We start from the raw sequence: 14,517 nt of genomic DNA on the forward strand, positions 1-14,517 counted from the left end.
CGAGAGTAGCGTGAGTAGCCACGCCGTGAGCGAGGTTTACTGGCGCTCGCTCAGCCTGCTCAATACCTTCCGGCTGTTATCGGTCATCGCGCTGCTGGTCGGCGTGGGCTGGTATACGCCGGGAGCCTTCGACAACGAAGGAACCTGGAACGCCTTCCTCTGGTTGGCGTCCGCCTACACGCTGGCAGGGCTGGGCTTTCTGTTCGGCATCCGCTTTCGGCTGCCACGCTTCGATCTGCAGCTGACGCTGCATGCGGCGACCGACATCGCCTTCATCGTGTCGCTGGTCCACCTGTTCGGCGGTATTCGCAGCGGCCTTGGCATCCTGCTGCTGTGCTATATCGCCGCCGCCGGTCTGATTTCGCGCGGCCGGATGACGCTGTTCCACGCGGCGCTCGCCAGCATCGCGCTCCTGATCGAGCATTCGCTGCGCATCTATGGCGGTGTGGCGCGCGAGGACGACTACGGCAACGTGGTGCTGCTTTGCGTGGGGAGCTTCGCGGTGGCATGGCTTGCCCACCGGCTGGCGCGCTATGCGCGCGAGAGCGAGGCGCTGGCGCAGCAGCGTGGCGTCGACCTGGAAAACCTGGGCCAGCTCAATGCCCGCATCCTGCAGGACGTGTCCGACGGCGTGCTGGTCATCGACGCGGCCGGCAATGTCCGGCAGGCCAATGAACAGGCGGTCAGGCTGATAGGCGGGCGTGCCGAGCCCGGCGGGCCCCTGGCGCTGTACCTGCCGGAACTGGCTGCGGCGGTGATGCGCTGGCGGGATGATCCCTATACCCAGCCCGCGCTGGTGCAGGCGGCGGTCACCCGCAAGACGCTGCGCCCGCGCCTGGTTCCGGCCTCGTTCACAGTCAGCGGCGATGTACTGATTTACCTGGAGGACATGGACCGGCTGCGCCGCGAATCGCAGCAGCTCAAGCTCGCCGCGCTCGGCCGTCTCACTGCCAACCTGGCGCACGAGATCCGCAATCCCTTGAGTGCCATTACCCACGCCGCACAATTGCTGGCGGAGGAAGCGGCAGATGACCCATTGGGCCAGAAGCTGACCCGCATCATCAACGACAATGCCGCGCGGCTCGAGCGCATGGTCGCCGACGTGCTGGAACTGAACCGGCGCGATCGTCTCAAGCGGATCGAAATCGAGCTTACACCCTGGTTGGTGATTTTTGTCGACGAGGTGACGCAAAGCGAGGGCATCGATATCGCGATCGTCTGGCAGTGTCCCCCGGAGGCGCGTCTGCGTTTCGATCCGGCCCATCTGCAGCAGGTACTATGGAACCTGGTGCGTAACGGCTGGCGCTACTGCAGCAGGCAGCCGGGTAGTTTGCGGCTCGCCGTGGCGCGCGATGAAGTCGGCCGTTGGCGGCTGGACGTGCTCAACGACGGGCCGCCGGTGCCGGCCGACGCGCAGACGCAACTGTTCGAGCCTTTCTTTACGACCGAATCCAAGGGAACCGGCCTGGGGCTGTATATTGCCCGCGAGATCTGCGCCGCGAATTCGGCCTGGCTCGAATACGTGCCGGTGGAGTCGGGCGCGTGTTTCCGCATCGTTTTCGAGGTGACAGATGGCGAGAAAACCTAGGAATGCCCGCCGGGTGCTGGTGGTCGACGACGAAGTCGATCTGGCCGAGCTGCTGGAACTCACGCTGATCAAGATGGGGTTGGACGTCGATACGGCCAACGGCGTCAAGGAAGCGCGCGGCATGCTGGGGAGCACCGCCTACGATCTGGTGCTGACCGACATGCGCATGCAGGACGGCGAAGGGCTGGAGCTGGTGCAATACATCCAGGAAGCGCGGCTCGATGTACCGGTCGCCGTGATCACCGCCTACGGCAGCACGCAGAATGCCGTGGCGGCGCTCAAAGCCGGCGCGTTCGACTATCTCGCCAAGCCGGTGTCGCTGGAACAACTGCGTACGCTGGTGAAATCGGCACTGCGCCTCGATGACACCGAGGAGGCAACGCCGCCGCTGCCTGTCGGCGATCGGCCCTTGCTCGGTGATTCACCCGCGATCCAGCAGGTGCTGGAACTGGTGGAGAAGCTCGCTCGCAGCCAGGCCCCGGTCTACATCACCGGCGAATCGGGCAGCGGCAAGGAGCGCGCGGCGCGCTTGATCCACGCGCGCAGCAATCGCTCCGCCCAGCCTTTCGTCGCGGTGAACTGCGGCGCGATTCCTGAGAACCTGATGGAAAGCGAGTTCTTCGGCTATCGCAAGGGCGCGTTCACCGGTGCAGACCAGGATAGAGACGGCTTCTTCCAGGCCGCCACCGGCGGCACGCTGTTTCTCGACGAAGTCGCCGATCTGCCGCTGGCGATGCAGGTGAAGCTGTTGCGCGCGATTCAGGAGCGCAAGGTGCGCAAGGTGGGCAGCACCAGCGAGGATGCAGTCGACGTGCGGCTGATCTCCGCCACGCACCAGAACCTGGCGCGCTGCGTCGAGGGCGGCAAGTTCCGCCAGGATCTCTATTACCGGCTCAATGTGATCGAGCTGAAGATGCCGCCGCTGCGCGAGATGGGCGATGACATCGTGCTGATTGCCAGACACGTCCTGGCGCGCCTCGCTCAGCAAAATGGCATGAGCATGCCGGCGTTTGCCACCGACGCGCTGAAGGCGCTGCGTCAGTATGGGTTTCCGGGCAATGTGCGCGAGCTGGAAAACACGCTGGAGCGGGCGCTGGCGCTCTCCGATGGCACGACGATCACATCCGATGACCTGCAATTGCAGCCACAGACCTTCGAAGGCGACGTGGAGACCGGTGGCGCCGGTGGGCCGCTGCAGGACTACCTCGACCGCGTCGAGCGCAACGCGATCGCCGATGCGCTCGAAAAAACCAACGGCAACCGCACCCAGGCGGCGAAACACCTGGGTGTCACCTTCCGTTCGCTACGCTACCGGATGGATCGACTCGGTATCGCGGGCAAGGACTAAGAACCTGCTCACGATCTTTTCGCGCCGGCGCCGGTCCGTAAAATGGTCAGGCACAAGGCGGACGACGCTGCCAATAGCAGTGGCTATTGGCAAGGAGTGCAACGCAGTGAGTGACCGTTTTACGGGCCGGCCCTTCGGGTTCGCGCCATTGCCGACAGCGCGCGGCGTTACGCGCCACTTGTGGTACCCGTACCACAGCGTGTCTCGTGCCTTGCGCGCTGCCAGCACTGCCGCGAACGCTGGTGCGAAAAGACCGTGAGCAGGTTCTAGCCATGCTGTTCCAGCTGCCGCGCTGGGTCTGGCTGGGTGGTTTCGTGCTCGCCTGGGTGGCGGGCCTCGTCAATGTGGTCGGCTATCTCAGTTTCGAGCATCAGGCGGTGACGCACCTGACCGGCACCACGACCTTGCTCGGTGCCGCGCTGGCCCAGGGCCAATGGGGCGCATCCGGCCACTTGCTGGCCGTGATTGCCTCCTTCGTTGGCGGCGCGCTGCTCAGCGGCCTTATCATCGGCGACGGTGCGCTGCGGCTTGGTCGCCGCTACGGTATGGTGCTGGGGCTTGAAACGATCGCGCTGGTGCTGGCGGTGCCCCTGTTGGAGCACGAGCTGATCTGGGGCAGCTATCTGGCTGGGCTCGCCTGCGGTTTGCAGAACGGCATGGGCACCACGTACAGCGGCGCGGTGGTGCGCACCACCCACGTGACCGGCATGCTGACCGATCTGGGTCTGGCGCTCGGCCAGTGGCTGCGCGGGCGGGCAGTCGAGCCGCGCAGGCTGACGCTGTGCCTCGTGGTGGTGTCCGGCTTTCTGCTGGGAGCCCTGTGCGGCGCACATTTATTTGCAGCGCTGCATTACGCCGCGCTCTATGTGTCGGCCGCGACCACGTTCGCGCTGGCCCTCGTCTACTGGCTATACCGTTGGCGTACGCATGCGGGTGGCCTTGCCGGAAAAGATCATGCAGATCGATGAACAAGGCTACTGCGACCAGGCGCGCCAGATCGCCAGCCCCAATTGCGATGCCCGGCCGGATGGCGATGGGGTGCGTCTCGTCGTGGTCCACAATATCGGCCTGCCGCCCGGCCAGTTCGGGGGCGACGACATCGAGCGGCTGTTCACCAACCGCATCGACCCGGCCGCCCAGCCGGGCTATGACGAGCTGGCAAAGCTCAGAGTATCGGCGCATTTCCTGATCCGCCGCGACGGTGAGCTGTTGCAGTTCGTGCCGACCGAAGCCCGCGCCTGGCATGCGGGCGCGTCGAACTGGTGCGGGCGTGAGCGTTGCAACGATTTCTCGGTGGGGATCGAGCTCGAGGGCAGCGATTTCGTGCCGTTCGAGCCGGCGCAATACCAGGTTCTGCTCGAACTCTTGGACGCGCTGGCCAAACGTTACCCGCTGGAAGCCATTGTCGGCCACAGCGAAATCGCGCCGGGGCGCAAGACTGATCCGGGGCCGTTTTTCGATTGGACGCAGGTACATGCTGCATTGCCGCAACTGCGGCCGGCAAATCCGGGTGAGCCGGCGGTGGCACGGTTATAATCCGCGCAACCTCGCATCCAAGCCGCCCCCATGCAATCGTCCCAGAGTTCCCCTTCCAGCCAGGCCGCGCTGACGCTGGCCGCGCTCGGCGTCGTCTACGGCGACATCGGCACCAGCCCGCTCTATACGCTGAAGGAGTGTCTGAACGGCCATGTGCCGCTGCCCATCATCCAGGAAAACGTGTTTGGCATGCTGTCCATGGTGTTCTGGGGCCTGGTGCTGGTGGTGTCGATCAAGTACGTGGTGCTGATCCTGCGCGCTGACAACCGCGGTGAAGGCGGCGTGCTGGCGCTGATGGCGCTGGCGCTGCGCGAGGCCGGTACCGGAACGCGGCGTGCCTTGCTGTTCACTGCGCTCGGCATCTTCGGCGCGGCGCTGTTCTACGGCGACAGCATCATCACTCCAGCGATCTCGGTGCTGTCCGCGCTGGAAGGCATAGGCGTGATCTCGCACCGCTTCGACGGCTATATCGTGCCGGCGACCATCGTCATCCTGGTTGCGCTGTTCGTGCTGCAGGCACGTGGCACGGCCAGCGTGGGCAAGGTGTTCGGCCCGGTGATGGTGCTGTGGTTCACCGCGCTGGGCCTGTTGGGGCTGTGGCAGGTGATCCAGTACCCGTACGTGCTGGCGGCGATCAACCCGATCTACGCGCTGCAGTTCATCGTTCACCACGCCTGGCAGGCCTTCGTGCTGCTCGGCGCCGTGGTGCTGGCGCTGACCGGCGCCGAGGCGCTCTACGCCGATATGGGCCACTTCGGCCGCCCCGCCATTCGCCGCGCCTGGTTCGGCCTGGTGTTGCCGGCGCTGGTACTCAATTATTTTGGCCAGGGCGCCCTGCTGATGCAGAACCCCGAGGCGATCAAGAACCCGTTCTTTCTGATGGCGCCGTCCTGGGGCCTGGTGCCGCTGGTGGTGCTGGCGACTGTCGCCACCGTGATCGCGTCGCAAGCGGTGATCTCGGGTGCGTACTCGATGACCAACCAGGCGATCCAGCTCGGTTTCGCGCCACGCATGAATATCGAGCACACGTCGGACACCGAGATTGGCCAGATCTATGTGCCGGGCATCAACTGGTTCCTACTGTCGGCGGTGATCGTGCTGGTGCTGCTGTTCCGCACCTCGGGCAATCTGGCCTCCGCCTACGGCTTTGCCGTGACCTGCACCATGGTGATGACGACGCTGCTGGCCTTCACCGTGCTCGGCAAGCGTTTCACCGGCGCCGCACGCACCGGCATCTTCGCCTTGCTCTCGGTCATGCTGGTGATCGACGTGATGCTGTTCTCGTCGAACGCGCTCAAGATCCACGACGGTGGCTGGTTCCCGCTGCTGGTCGGCGTGATCGCATTCACCTTGATGATGACGTGGAAGCGCGGCCGCGTCTTGCTGAACGAGAGGCTGCACCAGGGCGAGCTGCCGCTGGAGGGCTTTGTCGAGTTGATCGAAGCCAGCCCGCCGCAGCGGGTCGAGGGCACCGCCATCTTCATGACCGGCGACGCCGATCGCGTGCCGCACGCGCTGCTGCACAACCTCAAGCACAACAAGGTGTTGCACGAGCAGGTGGTGTTCATGACGGTGGCGACCACCGACGAGCCTTACGTGGCGGCGCGCGAGCAGGTGGTGGTGAAGAAGCTGGGCGAGACGTTCTACCAGATCGTCGCGACTTACGGTTTCAAGGAAGAGCCGAGCGTGCCGACCATCCTCAAGCAGGTGACGACGCTGCAGCCTGAGCTCGATCTCGATGCGATGCAGACCTCGTTCTTCCTGTCGCGTGAGACCATCGTCGCGGCCAAGTACCCCGAGATGGCGCTTTGGCGGCGCAAGCTCTTTGCGCTGATGAGCCGCAACGCGGCACGGGCGACCAGCTACTTCAAGATTCCGCCCAACCGCGTCGTCGAGATGGGGACGCAGGTCGAGCTGTAATGGTCGGCCAGCGAGCGAAAACGGGCACCAAGGTGCCCGTTTTTCATTGCCAGCCGTTGCGACGCAGCGGCAGGTGATGCAACCCAGGCAGCAGCACATCGACCGCCGCGTGACCGCGTCGATGGGGGCGCAGCCACACCGTCTTCATGCCCAGGCGCTTGGCCGTCCTCAGGTTGGCGATGCTGTCCTCGACCATGATGCAGCGCCGCGGTTGCAGCTTCAGTTGACGGCACAGCCGCCTATAGCTGCGGGCAAACGGCTTGGGCGTGTGCGACAGCGCGTCGACCCCCACCACGCGCACAAAGTGTCGCGAAATGCCCAGGGCGGCGAGCATGGCGACGCCATAGTGGGTGGGACCATTGGTATAGAGCACCTTGCGTCCCGGAAGGCGCGCCAGCGTGCGCTTCAGCCCGGCAACCGGATGGAGCGGGGCCACTAGCCGCGGCAGCGGGTGGACGGCGTCGAGAAAGTCGTCCGGGTCTATGCCCTGGTGGTGACGAATCAGGCCAAGCAGCGTAGCGCCATAGCGCTGCCAGTAGTGGCGACGCAGCCAGTCCGCCTGCTCCTTGCTCACGGCGAGCCGGCTGGCGATCCAGCGCGTCATCTCGCCGTCGATGACGGGGAAGACGTGGCGGTGCGCGTGATGCAGCGTGTCGTCGAGATCGAACAGCCAGGTAGGATGGGGCATGGCAGCAAAAAGCCGGCGCGCGGCCGGCTGGGCGAGGATGGGGTTGGATCAACGTCCGTGAATGTAATGCGAAAGCTGCTCGATGGTGAACTCCTGATCGGCGATTTTCTCGCGTACCAGGTCGCCGATCGACAGGATGCCCAGCAGTCTGTCACCGTCGAGTACCGGCAGGTGGCGGATGCGCTTCTCGGTGATCAGTGCCAGGCACTCGTCGACCAGCATGGTCGGCGGCACACAGACCAGACGCCGGGTCATAATCTCGGCAACGGCGGTACCCGCGGAGGTCTTGCCCATCAGGATCACCTTGCGCGCATAGTCGCGCTCGGAAAAGATGCCGACGAGCTTTTCTCCTTCCATCACCAGCACGGCACCGATATTCTTTTCGGCCATCAGTTGCAGCGCCTGGTAGACAGTGGCCTGGGGCGAGATCGAGATCGTTTCGTTCAGCTGTTTCTCGGCCAACAGGTGGCGGGCATTCTTCATTGGTAAGCCTCGGGCGGTGGGGACACTTCCAATCTAGTCGCAGGCCTTCAAACCGCAAGGGCGCGCCGGCCACGCCTATTGTGATCAGAGCGCAAGCAGTTGTACCAGCAGCGCCTTGACGCTTTCGGTGTCGAAGGGTTTGTCACAGATGGCCGAGACGCCCGCCTCCTGCACCGCGGCCAGCCGGCCCTCATTGTGTTCGGATGACACCATCAGCACCGGCACCGTGCTTTGCACGCTGCGGGAGCGGATGTATGCGGTCAGCTCGCGCCCGTCCACCTCGGGCATGTTGTAGTCGGTGACGACAAGATCAAACATGATCTCATCGAGCGCGGCCATGCCTTCGCGTCCATTGCTGGCCTCGACGAAATGCTCGAAGCCGAGCTTTTCCAGGATCGTCCGGATATGGCGGCGTGCCATGGCGCTGTCGTCGACCAGCAGCACCTTGAGGTCATCGACATGCAGCAGGGCGAAGGCGTCGCGATCGACGTCGGCGTTGAGGAAGGACAGCGTGTTGTTGAGCGCGAAGGCGAGCTGCTCGTGGGTGAACGGCTTGGGCAGGATGGCGAGCGAACCGGCCTGGCGGATCGGTTCGAGCACCTGCGGCCGCGTCTCGGACGAGATCAGGATGAAGGGCAGGTGGCCGTACTCGCTGTCTTCGCGCAGCGCATAGACGAGATCGGTACCGGTCATGTCCGGCAGGTAGAGCGCGCACAGCAGCGCGTCGAGCGGTGGGCCGCCGATGATGCGTTCCATGGCCGACTTGCCGTCGGGTACGTGCTCGACGCGCGTGACGCCCAGCTTGGCCAGCTCCTGCTGGATGAAGTGCGCCTGCACGCCGGAGGGTTCGACTAGGCACAGGTTCAGGTACTTGAGCTCTATCATGAGGCACCCCGTTGTCAGCTTTGAGCTTTGGCCCGGCGGCCAACCTTGTCAAGGGTCAGAATGGAATGCCCCGCATGCAAAAGGCCACCTCGCGGTGGCCTTCTGGATACGGATGGGGCTTACTTGGCGCGGATCATCGTGCCCACACCCTGCTCGGTCAGCACTTCCAGCAGCAGCGCGTGCTTCACGCGGCCGTCGATGATGTGCACCGAATTGACGCCGCTCTTGGCTGCATCGAGCGCCGAGGAGATCTTGGGCAGCATGCCGCCCGAGATGGTGCCGTCGGCGAACAGCTCGTCGATGCGGCGTGCGGTCAACTTGGTGAGCAGGTTCATGTCCTTGTCGAGCACGCCCGGCGTATTGGTCATCAGGATCAGCTTTTCGGCGTGCAGCACTTCGGCCAGCTTGCCGGCCACCAGATCAGCATTGATGTTGTAGCTCTCGCCGCTGGCATCGACGCCGATCGGTGCGATCACCGGGATGAAGTCGGCGGCATCGAGGTGGGCCACGATGGAGGGATCGATCTTCTCGATCTCACCGACCTGGCCGATATCGACCAGCTCGTCGGCGTTGGCGCCCTTGAGGAACATCTTGCGCGCGCGGATGAAGTGGCCGTCCTGGCCGGTCAAGCCGACGGCCTTGCCGCCGTGCTTGTTGATCATCGACACGATTTCCTTGTTCACGTGGCCACCCAGCACCATCTCGACCACGTCCATGGTCTCGGCGTCGGTCACGCGCATGCCCTGGATGAATTCACCCTTCTTGCCGATGCGGTCGAGCAGGTCGTTGATCTGCGGGCCGCCGCCGTGCACCACCACCGGGTTCATACCGACGAGCTTGAGCAGTACCACATCCTGGGCAAAGCCTTCCTTCAGCTCCTCGTCGATCATGGCGTTGCCGCCGTACTTGATCACGATGGTCTTGTCGAAGAAGCGCTGGATATAGGGCAGGGCTTCCGAAAGGATATTGGCCTTTTCTTGCGGGGTGATGGCGATGCTCATGTCGGATCCTAGGCGGGCGGCGAAAACGGAGCGGATTGTACCGCTGCGATACCGGCTTGTGCGTGGCGAAACCACAGACGGCATGCAAATCCGCTCGTCCTGCCGTTCGTCTCCCTGACGCAGGAGGGCGCAAAGCGCGATTGACGTCGGTATTTTCCCCTACGAAAATAAATGAACATTCATTTATTAAATCGGATGGCATTGATGCAGTGCCCACTCAGCAAACGCTGGTCCCGTCGCAAGGAAGCGCGGCCGCAAGAAATCCTCGAAGCGGCGCTGGAGGTGTTCACCGAGAAGGGCTACACCGCCGCCAAGATCGAGGATATCGCCAGCCGCGCCGGCGTCACCCGTGGCACGCCCTACCTCTACTTCAGCAACAAGGAAGAGATCTTCAAGGCGGTACTGCGCGAATTGCTGCTGCCGCAGCTCGGGATGGCCGAGCTTGCACAGACTCCGCTCGAGGGCAGCGCTGCCGATGCGCTGCGCCACATCGTCGGCCTGTGGTGGGAGCGCATGGGCGCGACGCGTTTTTCCGCGCTGCCCAAGCTGATGATCGCCGAGGCGCGCAATTTCCCGGAAGTGGCGCAGATCTATTACGACGAATTCATCGCACCGGGTCAGGCGCTGATCCGGCGGGTGCTCGAATACGGCATGGGGCGCGGCGAGTTTCGCCAGGTCGATGTCGACAGCCTGCTGCACCTGATTCCCGCACCCATCGTGATGCTGATGATCTGGCAGCACGCCTTCGCCCCCTGTGCCCAAGGCGCACCGCTCGATCCGTACCGCTATCTCGACGCCATGCTGGCCACGCTGCTGCATGGCATCGCCACCGATTCCCCATGATCCGAGGATCCTTCCCGATGAAGCAGAGACTTTTCCGCCAGTACCTGTGGCCGCTGGCCCTGGCTGCGTGCGTTACGCTTACCGCCTGCAAGGAAGAAACCAAACCGGTGCCCGATGTGCGCCCGGTACGCGTGATGCAGGTCGGCGGCGCGGTGGCCGAATCCGGCGCCGAGTTGGCCGGCACGGTGCGTGCCCATGTCGAGACGCCGCTGTCGTTCCGTATCGGCGGCAAGCTCATCGAACGGCGGGTCGACATCGGCAGCGTGGTCCGGCGCGGCCAGGCCATCGCCCGCATCGATCCGCAGGATGCCTCGCTCAATGCCACTGCCGCCGATGCCCAGCTGGCGTCGGCCAACGCACGCCTGGCGCAGGCCAAGATGGACTACGAGCGCGCGGTGCAGCTCCTGGCGCAGAAATTCGTCAGCCAGGCCGAGGTCGACAACCGCAAGACCGCGCTCGATGCCGCGCGTGAGTCGGCCAAGCAGGCTGGCGCGCAGCGCGATCTGGCTCGCAACCAGGCCGGCTACACCACGCTGACCGCCGATGCCGACGGCGTGATCACCGAAGTGCTGGCCGAGCCGGGGCAGGTGGTCGCCGCCGGGCAGGGTGTGGCCAAGCTGGCGCGCGACGGCGTGCGCGAGATCGCGCTCGATGTGCCCGAGCAGCTGCGTGGTGCGGTGAAGGTGGGCGATGCGGTACTGATCCGCATCTGGGCGCTGCCGGGGCGCGAGATCAAGGGTCATGTCAGCGAGCTATCGCCGGCTGCTGATGCGGCGGCGCGCACCTATCCGGCTCAGGTGGCGTTCGACGAGGCGGTAACCGATGTGCAACTGGGCATGAGTGCCAGCGTGCGCCTGGCGCAGCCCGGTACCGCGGCGGCCAATGGCCGTGCCCGCGTGCCGCTGACGGCGCTGTTCGGCAATACCGGCGCGCAGAAGGTGTGGCGCTTCAACGCCAAGGCGGGTACGGTGCAGGCGGTACCGGTCAAGGTGGCGGCGCTGATCGAGGATGCCGCGCTGGTCGAGGGCGTGCGAGCAGGCGATCTGATCGTCACTGCTGGCGTGCACCTGCTGCGTGAAGGCCAGCAGGTGAAGCGGCTGGCCGATACGAGGGCCGGCGCATGAACGAGCTGGAAAAACACCCCGCCTCGCATGCCACGCACGGCAACCTGTCGGCCTGGGCGCTGAAGCACCAGTCGCTGGTGTTCTACCTGATCGTGGTGCTGTCGCTGGCCGGCATCTTTGCCTATTCCAAGCTCGGGCAGAAGGAAGACCCGGAGTTCACCTTCAAGGCCATGGTGGTGCGGGCGTTCTGGCCCGGCGCCTCGGCCGCGGAGGTCGAGCGCCAGCTCACCGATCCGCTGGAGAAGTCGCTGCAGGGCATCGCCGCGATCGACTACACCAAGAGCTATTCGCGCGCCGGCGAGACGCTGATCATCGTCAGCCTGGAGGAGTGGATACGCGGCCATCAGGTGGACGATGCCTGGTACCAGATCAGGAAACGCGTCAACGACCTGCAGCGCCAGGGCGGCCTGCCGCAGGGGGTGGCTGGTCCTTTCTTCAACGACGAGTTCGGCGACACCTACGGCAATCTGTATGCGTTCACCAGCGACGGCTTCACCATGCCGCAGGTCAAGGTCTACGCCGAGGACGTGCGCCAGGAGCTGCTGCGCATCCAGGATGTGAACAAGGTCGAACTCTTCGGCGTGCAGGACCAGAAGATCTACGTCGAATACTCGGCGGCCAAGCTCGCCGCGCTCGGTATCGCGCCGTCGCAGATCAACCAGGTGCTGGCCGCGACCAACGCGCTGTCGGCGGCCGGTGTCATCGAGGGGCGCGACGAGCGCGTGTTCGTGCGCGTCACCGGCAACTTCGATGCAACCCGGCGTGTCGCCGATACCGTGCTCGACGTGCAGGGTAAGCGCTTCCGCTTGGGCGACATCGCCACCGTGCACCGTGCCACCATCGATCCGCCCGAGAGCAAGATGCGCTTCCAGGGGCAGGAGGCGATCGGGCTTGGCGTCTCGATGAAGAAGGGGGGCGACGTGATGGCGATGGGCCGGCAGATCGACGACACCTTGGCGCGTGTGCGCGCCAGCCTGCCGGTCGGCGTCGAATTCCACGCGGTGTCCGACCAGCCGGCGGTGGTGAGGAACGCGGTCAGCATCTTCATGCACTCGCTGGCCGAGGCGGTGATCATCGTGCTGGCGGTGAGCTTTCTCAGCCTGGGCTGGCGAACCGGCATCGTCGTCGCGCTGTCGATCCCGCTGGTGCTCGCGCTCACCTTCCTTGGCATGCTGCTCGCCGGCATCGATCTGCAGCGCATTTCGCTCGGCGCCTTGGTGATCGCGCTGGGCCTCTTGGTCGACGATGCCATCATCGCGGTCGAGATGATGGCGCTCAAGCTGGAGCAGGGCTGGGATCGCTTCAATGCCGCGACCTTCGCCTACGCCAGCACAGCGATGCCGATGCTGACTGGCACGCTGATCACGGCGGCGGGCTTTCTGCCGGTGGGCCTGGCCAAGTCGAACGCCGGCGAATACACGTTCTCGATCTTTGCCGTGGTCGGCATCGCGCTGATCCTGTCGTGGATCGTCGCCGTGGTGTTCACGCCCTATATCGGCTTCAAGCTGCTGCCGCAAAAGATGGAGGCGCACGATCACGACGTGTACCAGGGCCGCTTCTACCGGCGCTTTCGCGCGCTGGTCACCTGGTGCATCACGTGGCGCAAGACCACCATCGCTGCCACGGTGGCGGCCTTCGTCGTGGCCATGCTGCTGTTTGGCACGGCGGTGCAGAAGCAGTTCTTCCCGGCTTCCAGCCGCCCCGAGCTGATGGTCGATCTGTGGCTGCCGTACGCGGCGTCGTACCAGGCGACCGAGCGCGAGGCCAAGAAGCTGGAAGCGGCGCTGATGAAGGATCCGGACGTCGAGAGCGTCACCACCTACACCGGCACCGGCTCGCCGCGCTTCTACCTGCCGCTCGATCAGCAGCAGCCCAACCTTAACTACGCCCAGCTGATGGTGATGACCAAGGGTGAGAAGGTGCGGGAGAACGTCTACGCCCGCGTCAATCAGCTGTTCGCCAGCGATTACGCGCAGGTGCGCGGCCGCGTCACCCGGCTGGAGAACGGCCCGCCCGTGGGTTACCCGCTGCAGTTCCGCGTGGTCGGCGAAGACCCGGCGAAGTTGCGGCAGATTGGCGAGCAGGTGGCTACGGCGATGCGTGGCAATCCGCATACCCGCGACGTGCACTTCGACTGGGGCGAGCAGGTGAAGGTGCTGCGCATCCACGCGGACCAGGACAAGTTGCGCGAACTGGGGCTGACCACGCAGCAGCTGGCGCAATACCTGCAGCTGGCGGTATCCGGCGTGACGGCGACGCAATACCGCGAGGACAACGATCTGATCGATGTCGTGGCGCGGCTGATTCCGGAGGAGCGCACCTCGCTGACGGCGATCCGCGATCTGCCGGTCAAGCTCGCCAACGGGCGCAGCGTACCGCTGTCGCAATTGGGCGAAGTGAAGCTGGAGGCCGAGGAGAGCCTGATCTGGCGTCGCAACCGGGTGAAGACGCTGTCGGTGCGTGCCGATGTCAACGGCGCGCAGGCGCCGGACGTTACGAAGGCGCTGCAACCCAAGGTGGATCAGATCGCCGCGCAACTTCCGTCCGGCTATCACATCGAAGTCGGCGGTACGTTGGAGGCGTCCAAGATCGGCCAGGAATCGATCGCCGCGGTGATGCCGTTGATGCTGCTGGTGGTGATGACGCTGTTGATGATCCAGCTGCAGAGCATGCGGCTGACAGTGATGGTGTTGCTCACCGCACCGTTGGGCCTGATCGGCGTGACCATGGCGCTGCTGCTGTTCAATGCCCCCTTCGGCTTCGTGGCCCAGCTCGGCGTCATTGCGCTATCGGGTATGATCATCCGCAATTCGGTGATCCTGATGGACCAGATCAAGCAGGACATCGCGCAAGGCCACGATCCATGGACGGCGGTGGTCGAATCGGCGGTACGGCGTTTCCGTCCCATCATGCTGACGGCGGCGGCCGCCATCCTCGCGATGATTCCGCTGACGCGCGATACCTTCTGGGGCCCGATGGCGATGGCCATCATGGGCGGCCTCCTGGTCGCAACGGTGCTGACGCTGCTGTTTCTGCCCGCGCTCTACGCGGCCTGGCAGCGCATCGCACCACCGACAGCAGAACTCAAATGACGATGCAGG

12 protein-coding genes are annotated in these 14,517 nt (G+C 64.7%); 8 read left to right on the plus strand and 4 right to left on the minus strand.

Going from position 1 to position 14,517, the window contains the following annotated elements; genetic code table 11:
- Positions 1-10 precede the first annotated feature (10 nt).
- The 5 genes from NLI84_RS19175 (at position 11) to NLI84_RS15055 (ending at position 6,392) form a co-directional block, all read left to right on the plus strand.
- Positions 11-1,588 (plus strand): sensor histidine kinase, encoded by a 1,578-nt coding sequence (locus tag NLI84_RS19175; RefSeq protein WP_255991462.1) that lies wholly within the window; start codon positions 11-13, stop codon positions 1,586-1,588.
- Positions 1,572-2,936: a sigma-54-dependent transcriptional regulator gene (locus NLI84_RS15040; RefSeq protein WP_255991463.1), complete on the plus strand. Its 1,365-nt coding sequence runs from the start codon at positions 1,572-1,574 to the stop codon at positions 2,934-2,936. The genes NLI84_RS19175 and NLI84_RS15040 overlap by 17 nt, the downstream gene beginning before the upstream one ends.
- Before the next feature lie 272 nt (positions 2,937-3,208).
- Complete coding sequence (locus NLI84_RS15045) at positions 3,209-3,904, plus strand: YoaK family protein (RefSeq protein WP_255991464.1); 696 nt, start codon at positions 3,209-3,211, stop codon at positions 3,902-3,904.
- A complete protein-coding gene (gene ampD / locus NLI84_RS15050) occupies positions 3,891-4,472 on the plus strand; it encodes a 1,6-anhydro-N-acetylmuramyl-L-alanine amidase AmpD (protein WP_255991465.1) in 582 nt (193 codons plus the stop codon). The genes NLI84_RS15045 and ampD overlap by 14 nt, the downstream gene beginning before the upstream one ends.
- A 30-nt stretch (positions 4,473-4,502) precedes the next feature.
- Complete coding sequence (locus tag NLI84_RS15055; RefSeq protein ID WP_255991466.1) at positions 4,503-6,392, plus strand: potassium transporter Kup; 1,890 nt, start codon at positions 4,503-4,505, stop codon at positions 6,390-6,392.
- Positions 6,393-6,435: 43 nt separating this feature from the next.
- Here the strand turns inward: NLI84_RS15055 and NLI84_RS15060 are convergent, their stop codons facing one another.
- The 4 genes from NLI84_RS15060 to argB all read right to left on the minus strand — a co-directional run bounded on the left by NLI84_RS15060 (position 6,436) and on the right by argB (position 9,449).
- Positions 6,436-7,080, minus strand: coding sequence for a pyrimidine 5'-nucleotidase (locus tag NLI84_RS15060; RefSeq protein ID WP_255991468.1), 645 nt, complete (start codon positions 7,078-7,080; stop codon positions 6,436-6,438).
- A 48-nt stretch (positions 7,081-7,128) separates the two neighbouring features.
- Positions 7,129-7,563: a CBS domain-containing protein gene (locus tag NLI84_RS15065; protein WP_255991469.1), complete on the minus strand. Its 435-nt coding sequence runs from the start codon at positions 7,561-7,563 to the stop codon at positions 7,129-7,131.
- An 84-nt stretch (positions 7,564-7,647) separates the two neighbouring features.
- Positions 7,648-8,448, minus strand: a complete 801-nt coding sequence (locus NLI84_RS15070) for a response regulator (RefSeq protein WP_255991470.1) — start codon at positions 8,446-8,448, stop codon at positions 7,648-7,650.
- 119 nt (positions 8,449-8,567) lie between these two features.
- Positions 8,568-9,449 (minus strand): acetylglutamate kinase, encoded by an 882-nt coding sequence (gene argB / locus NLI84_RS15075; protein ID WP_255991471.1) that lies wholly within the window; start codon positions 9,447-9,449, stop codon positions 8,568-8,570.
- Positions 9,450-9,653: 204 nt separating this feature from the next.
- Between argB and NLI84_RS15080 the strand changes: the two genes are divergently transcribed.
- Genes NLI84_RS15080 through NLI84_RS15090 form a run of 3 tightly spaced genes read left to right on the plus strand, consistent with a single transcriptional unit; the run spans position 9,654 to position 14,508 of the window.
- Complete coding sequence (locus tag NLI84_RS15080; protein WP_255991472.1) at positions 9,654-10,292, plus strand: TetR/AcrR family transcriptional regulator; 639 nt, start codon at positions 9,654-9,656, stop codon at positions 10,290-10,292.
- Positions 10,293-10,309: 17 nt separating this feature from the next.
- Positions 10,310-11,416 carry an efflux RND transporter periplasmic adaptor subunit gene (locus NLI84_RS15085; protein WP_255991473.1) on the plus strand — a complete coding sequence of 369 codons (1,107 nt, stop codon included), beginning with the start codon at positions 10,310-10,312 and terminating at the stop codon, positions 11,414-11,416.
- Positions 11,413-14,508: an efflux RND transporter permease subunit gene (locus NLI84_RS15090; protein ID WP_255991474.1), complete on the plus strand. Its 3,096-nt coding sequence runs from the start codon at positions 11,413-11,415 to the stop codon at positions 14,506-14,508. The genes NLI84_RS15085 and NLI84_RS15090 overlap by 4 nt, the downstream gene beginning before the upstream one ends.
- Positions 14,509-14,517 lie beyond the last annotated feature (9 nt).

It is taken from the genome of Chitinolyticbacter albus, assembly GCF_024437655.1.
In the GTDB taxonomy this organism is placed as follows: domain Bacteria; phylum Pseudomonadota; class Gammaproteobacteria; order Burkholderiales; family Chitinibacteraceae; genus Chitinolyticbacter; species Chitinolyticbacter albus.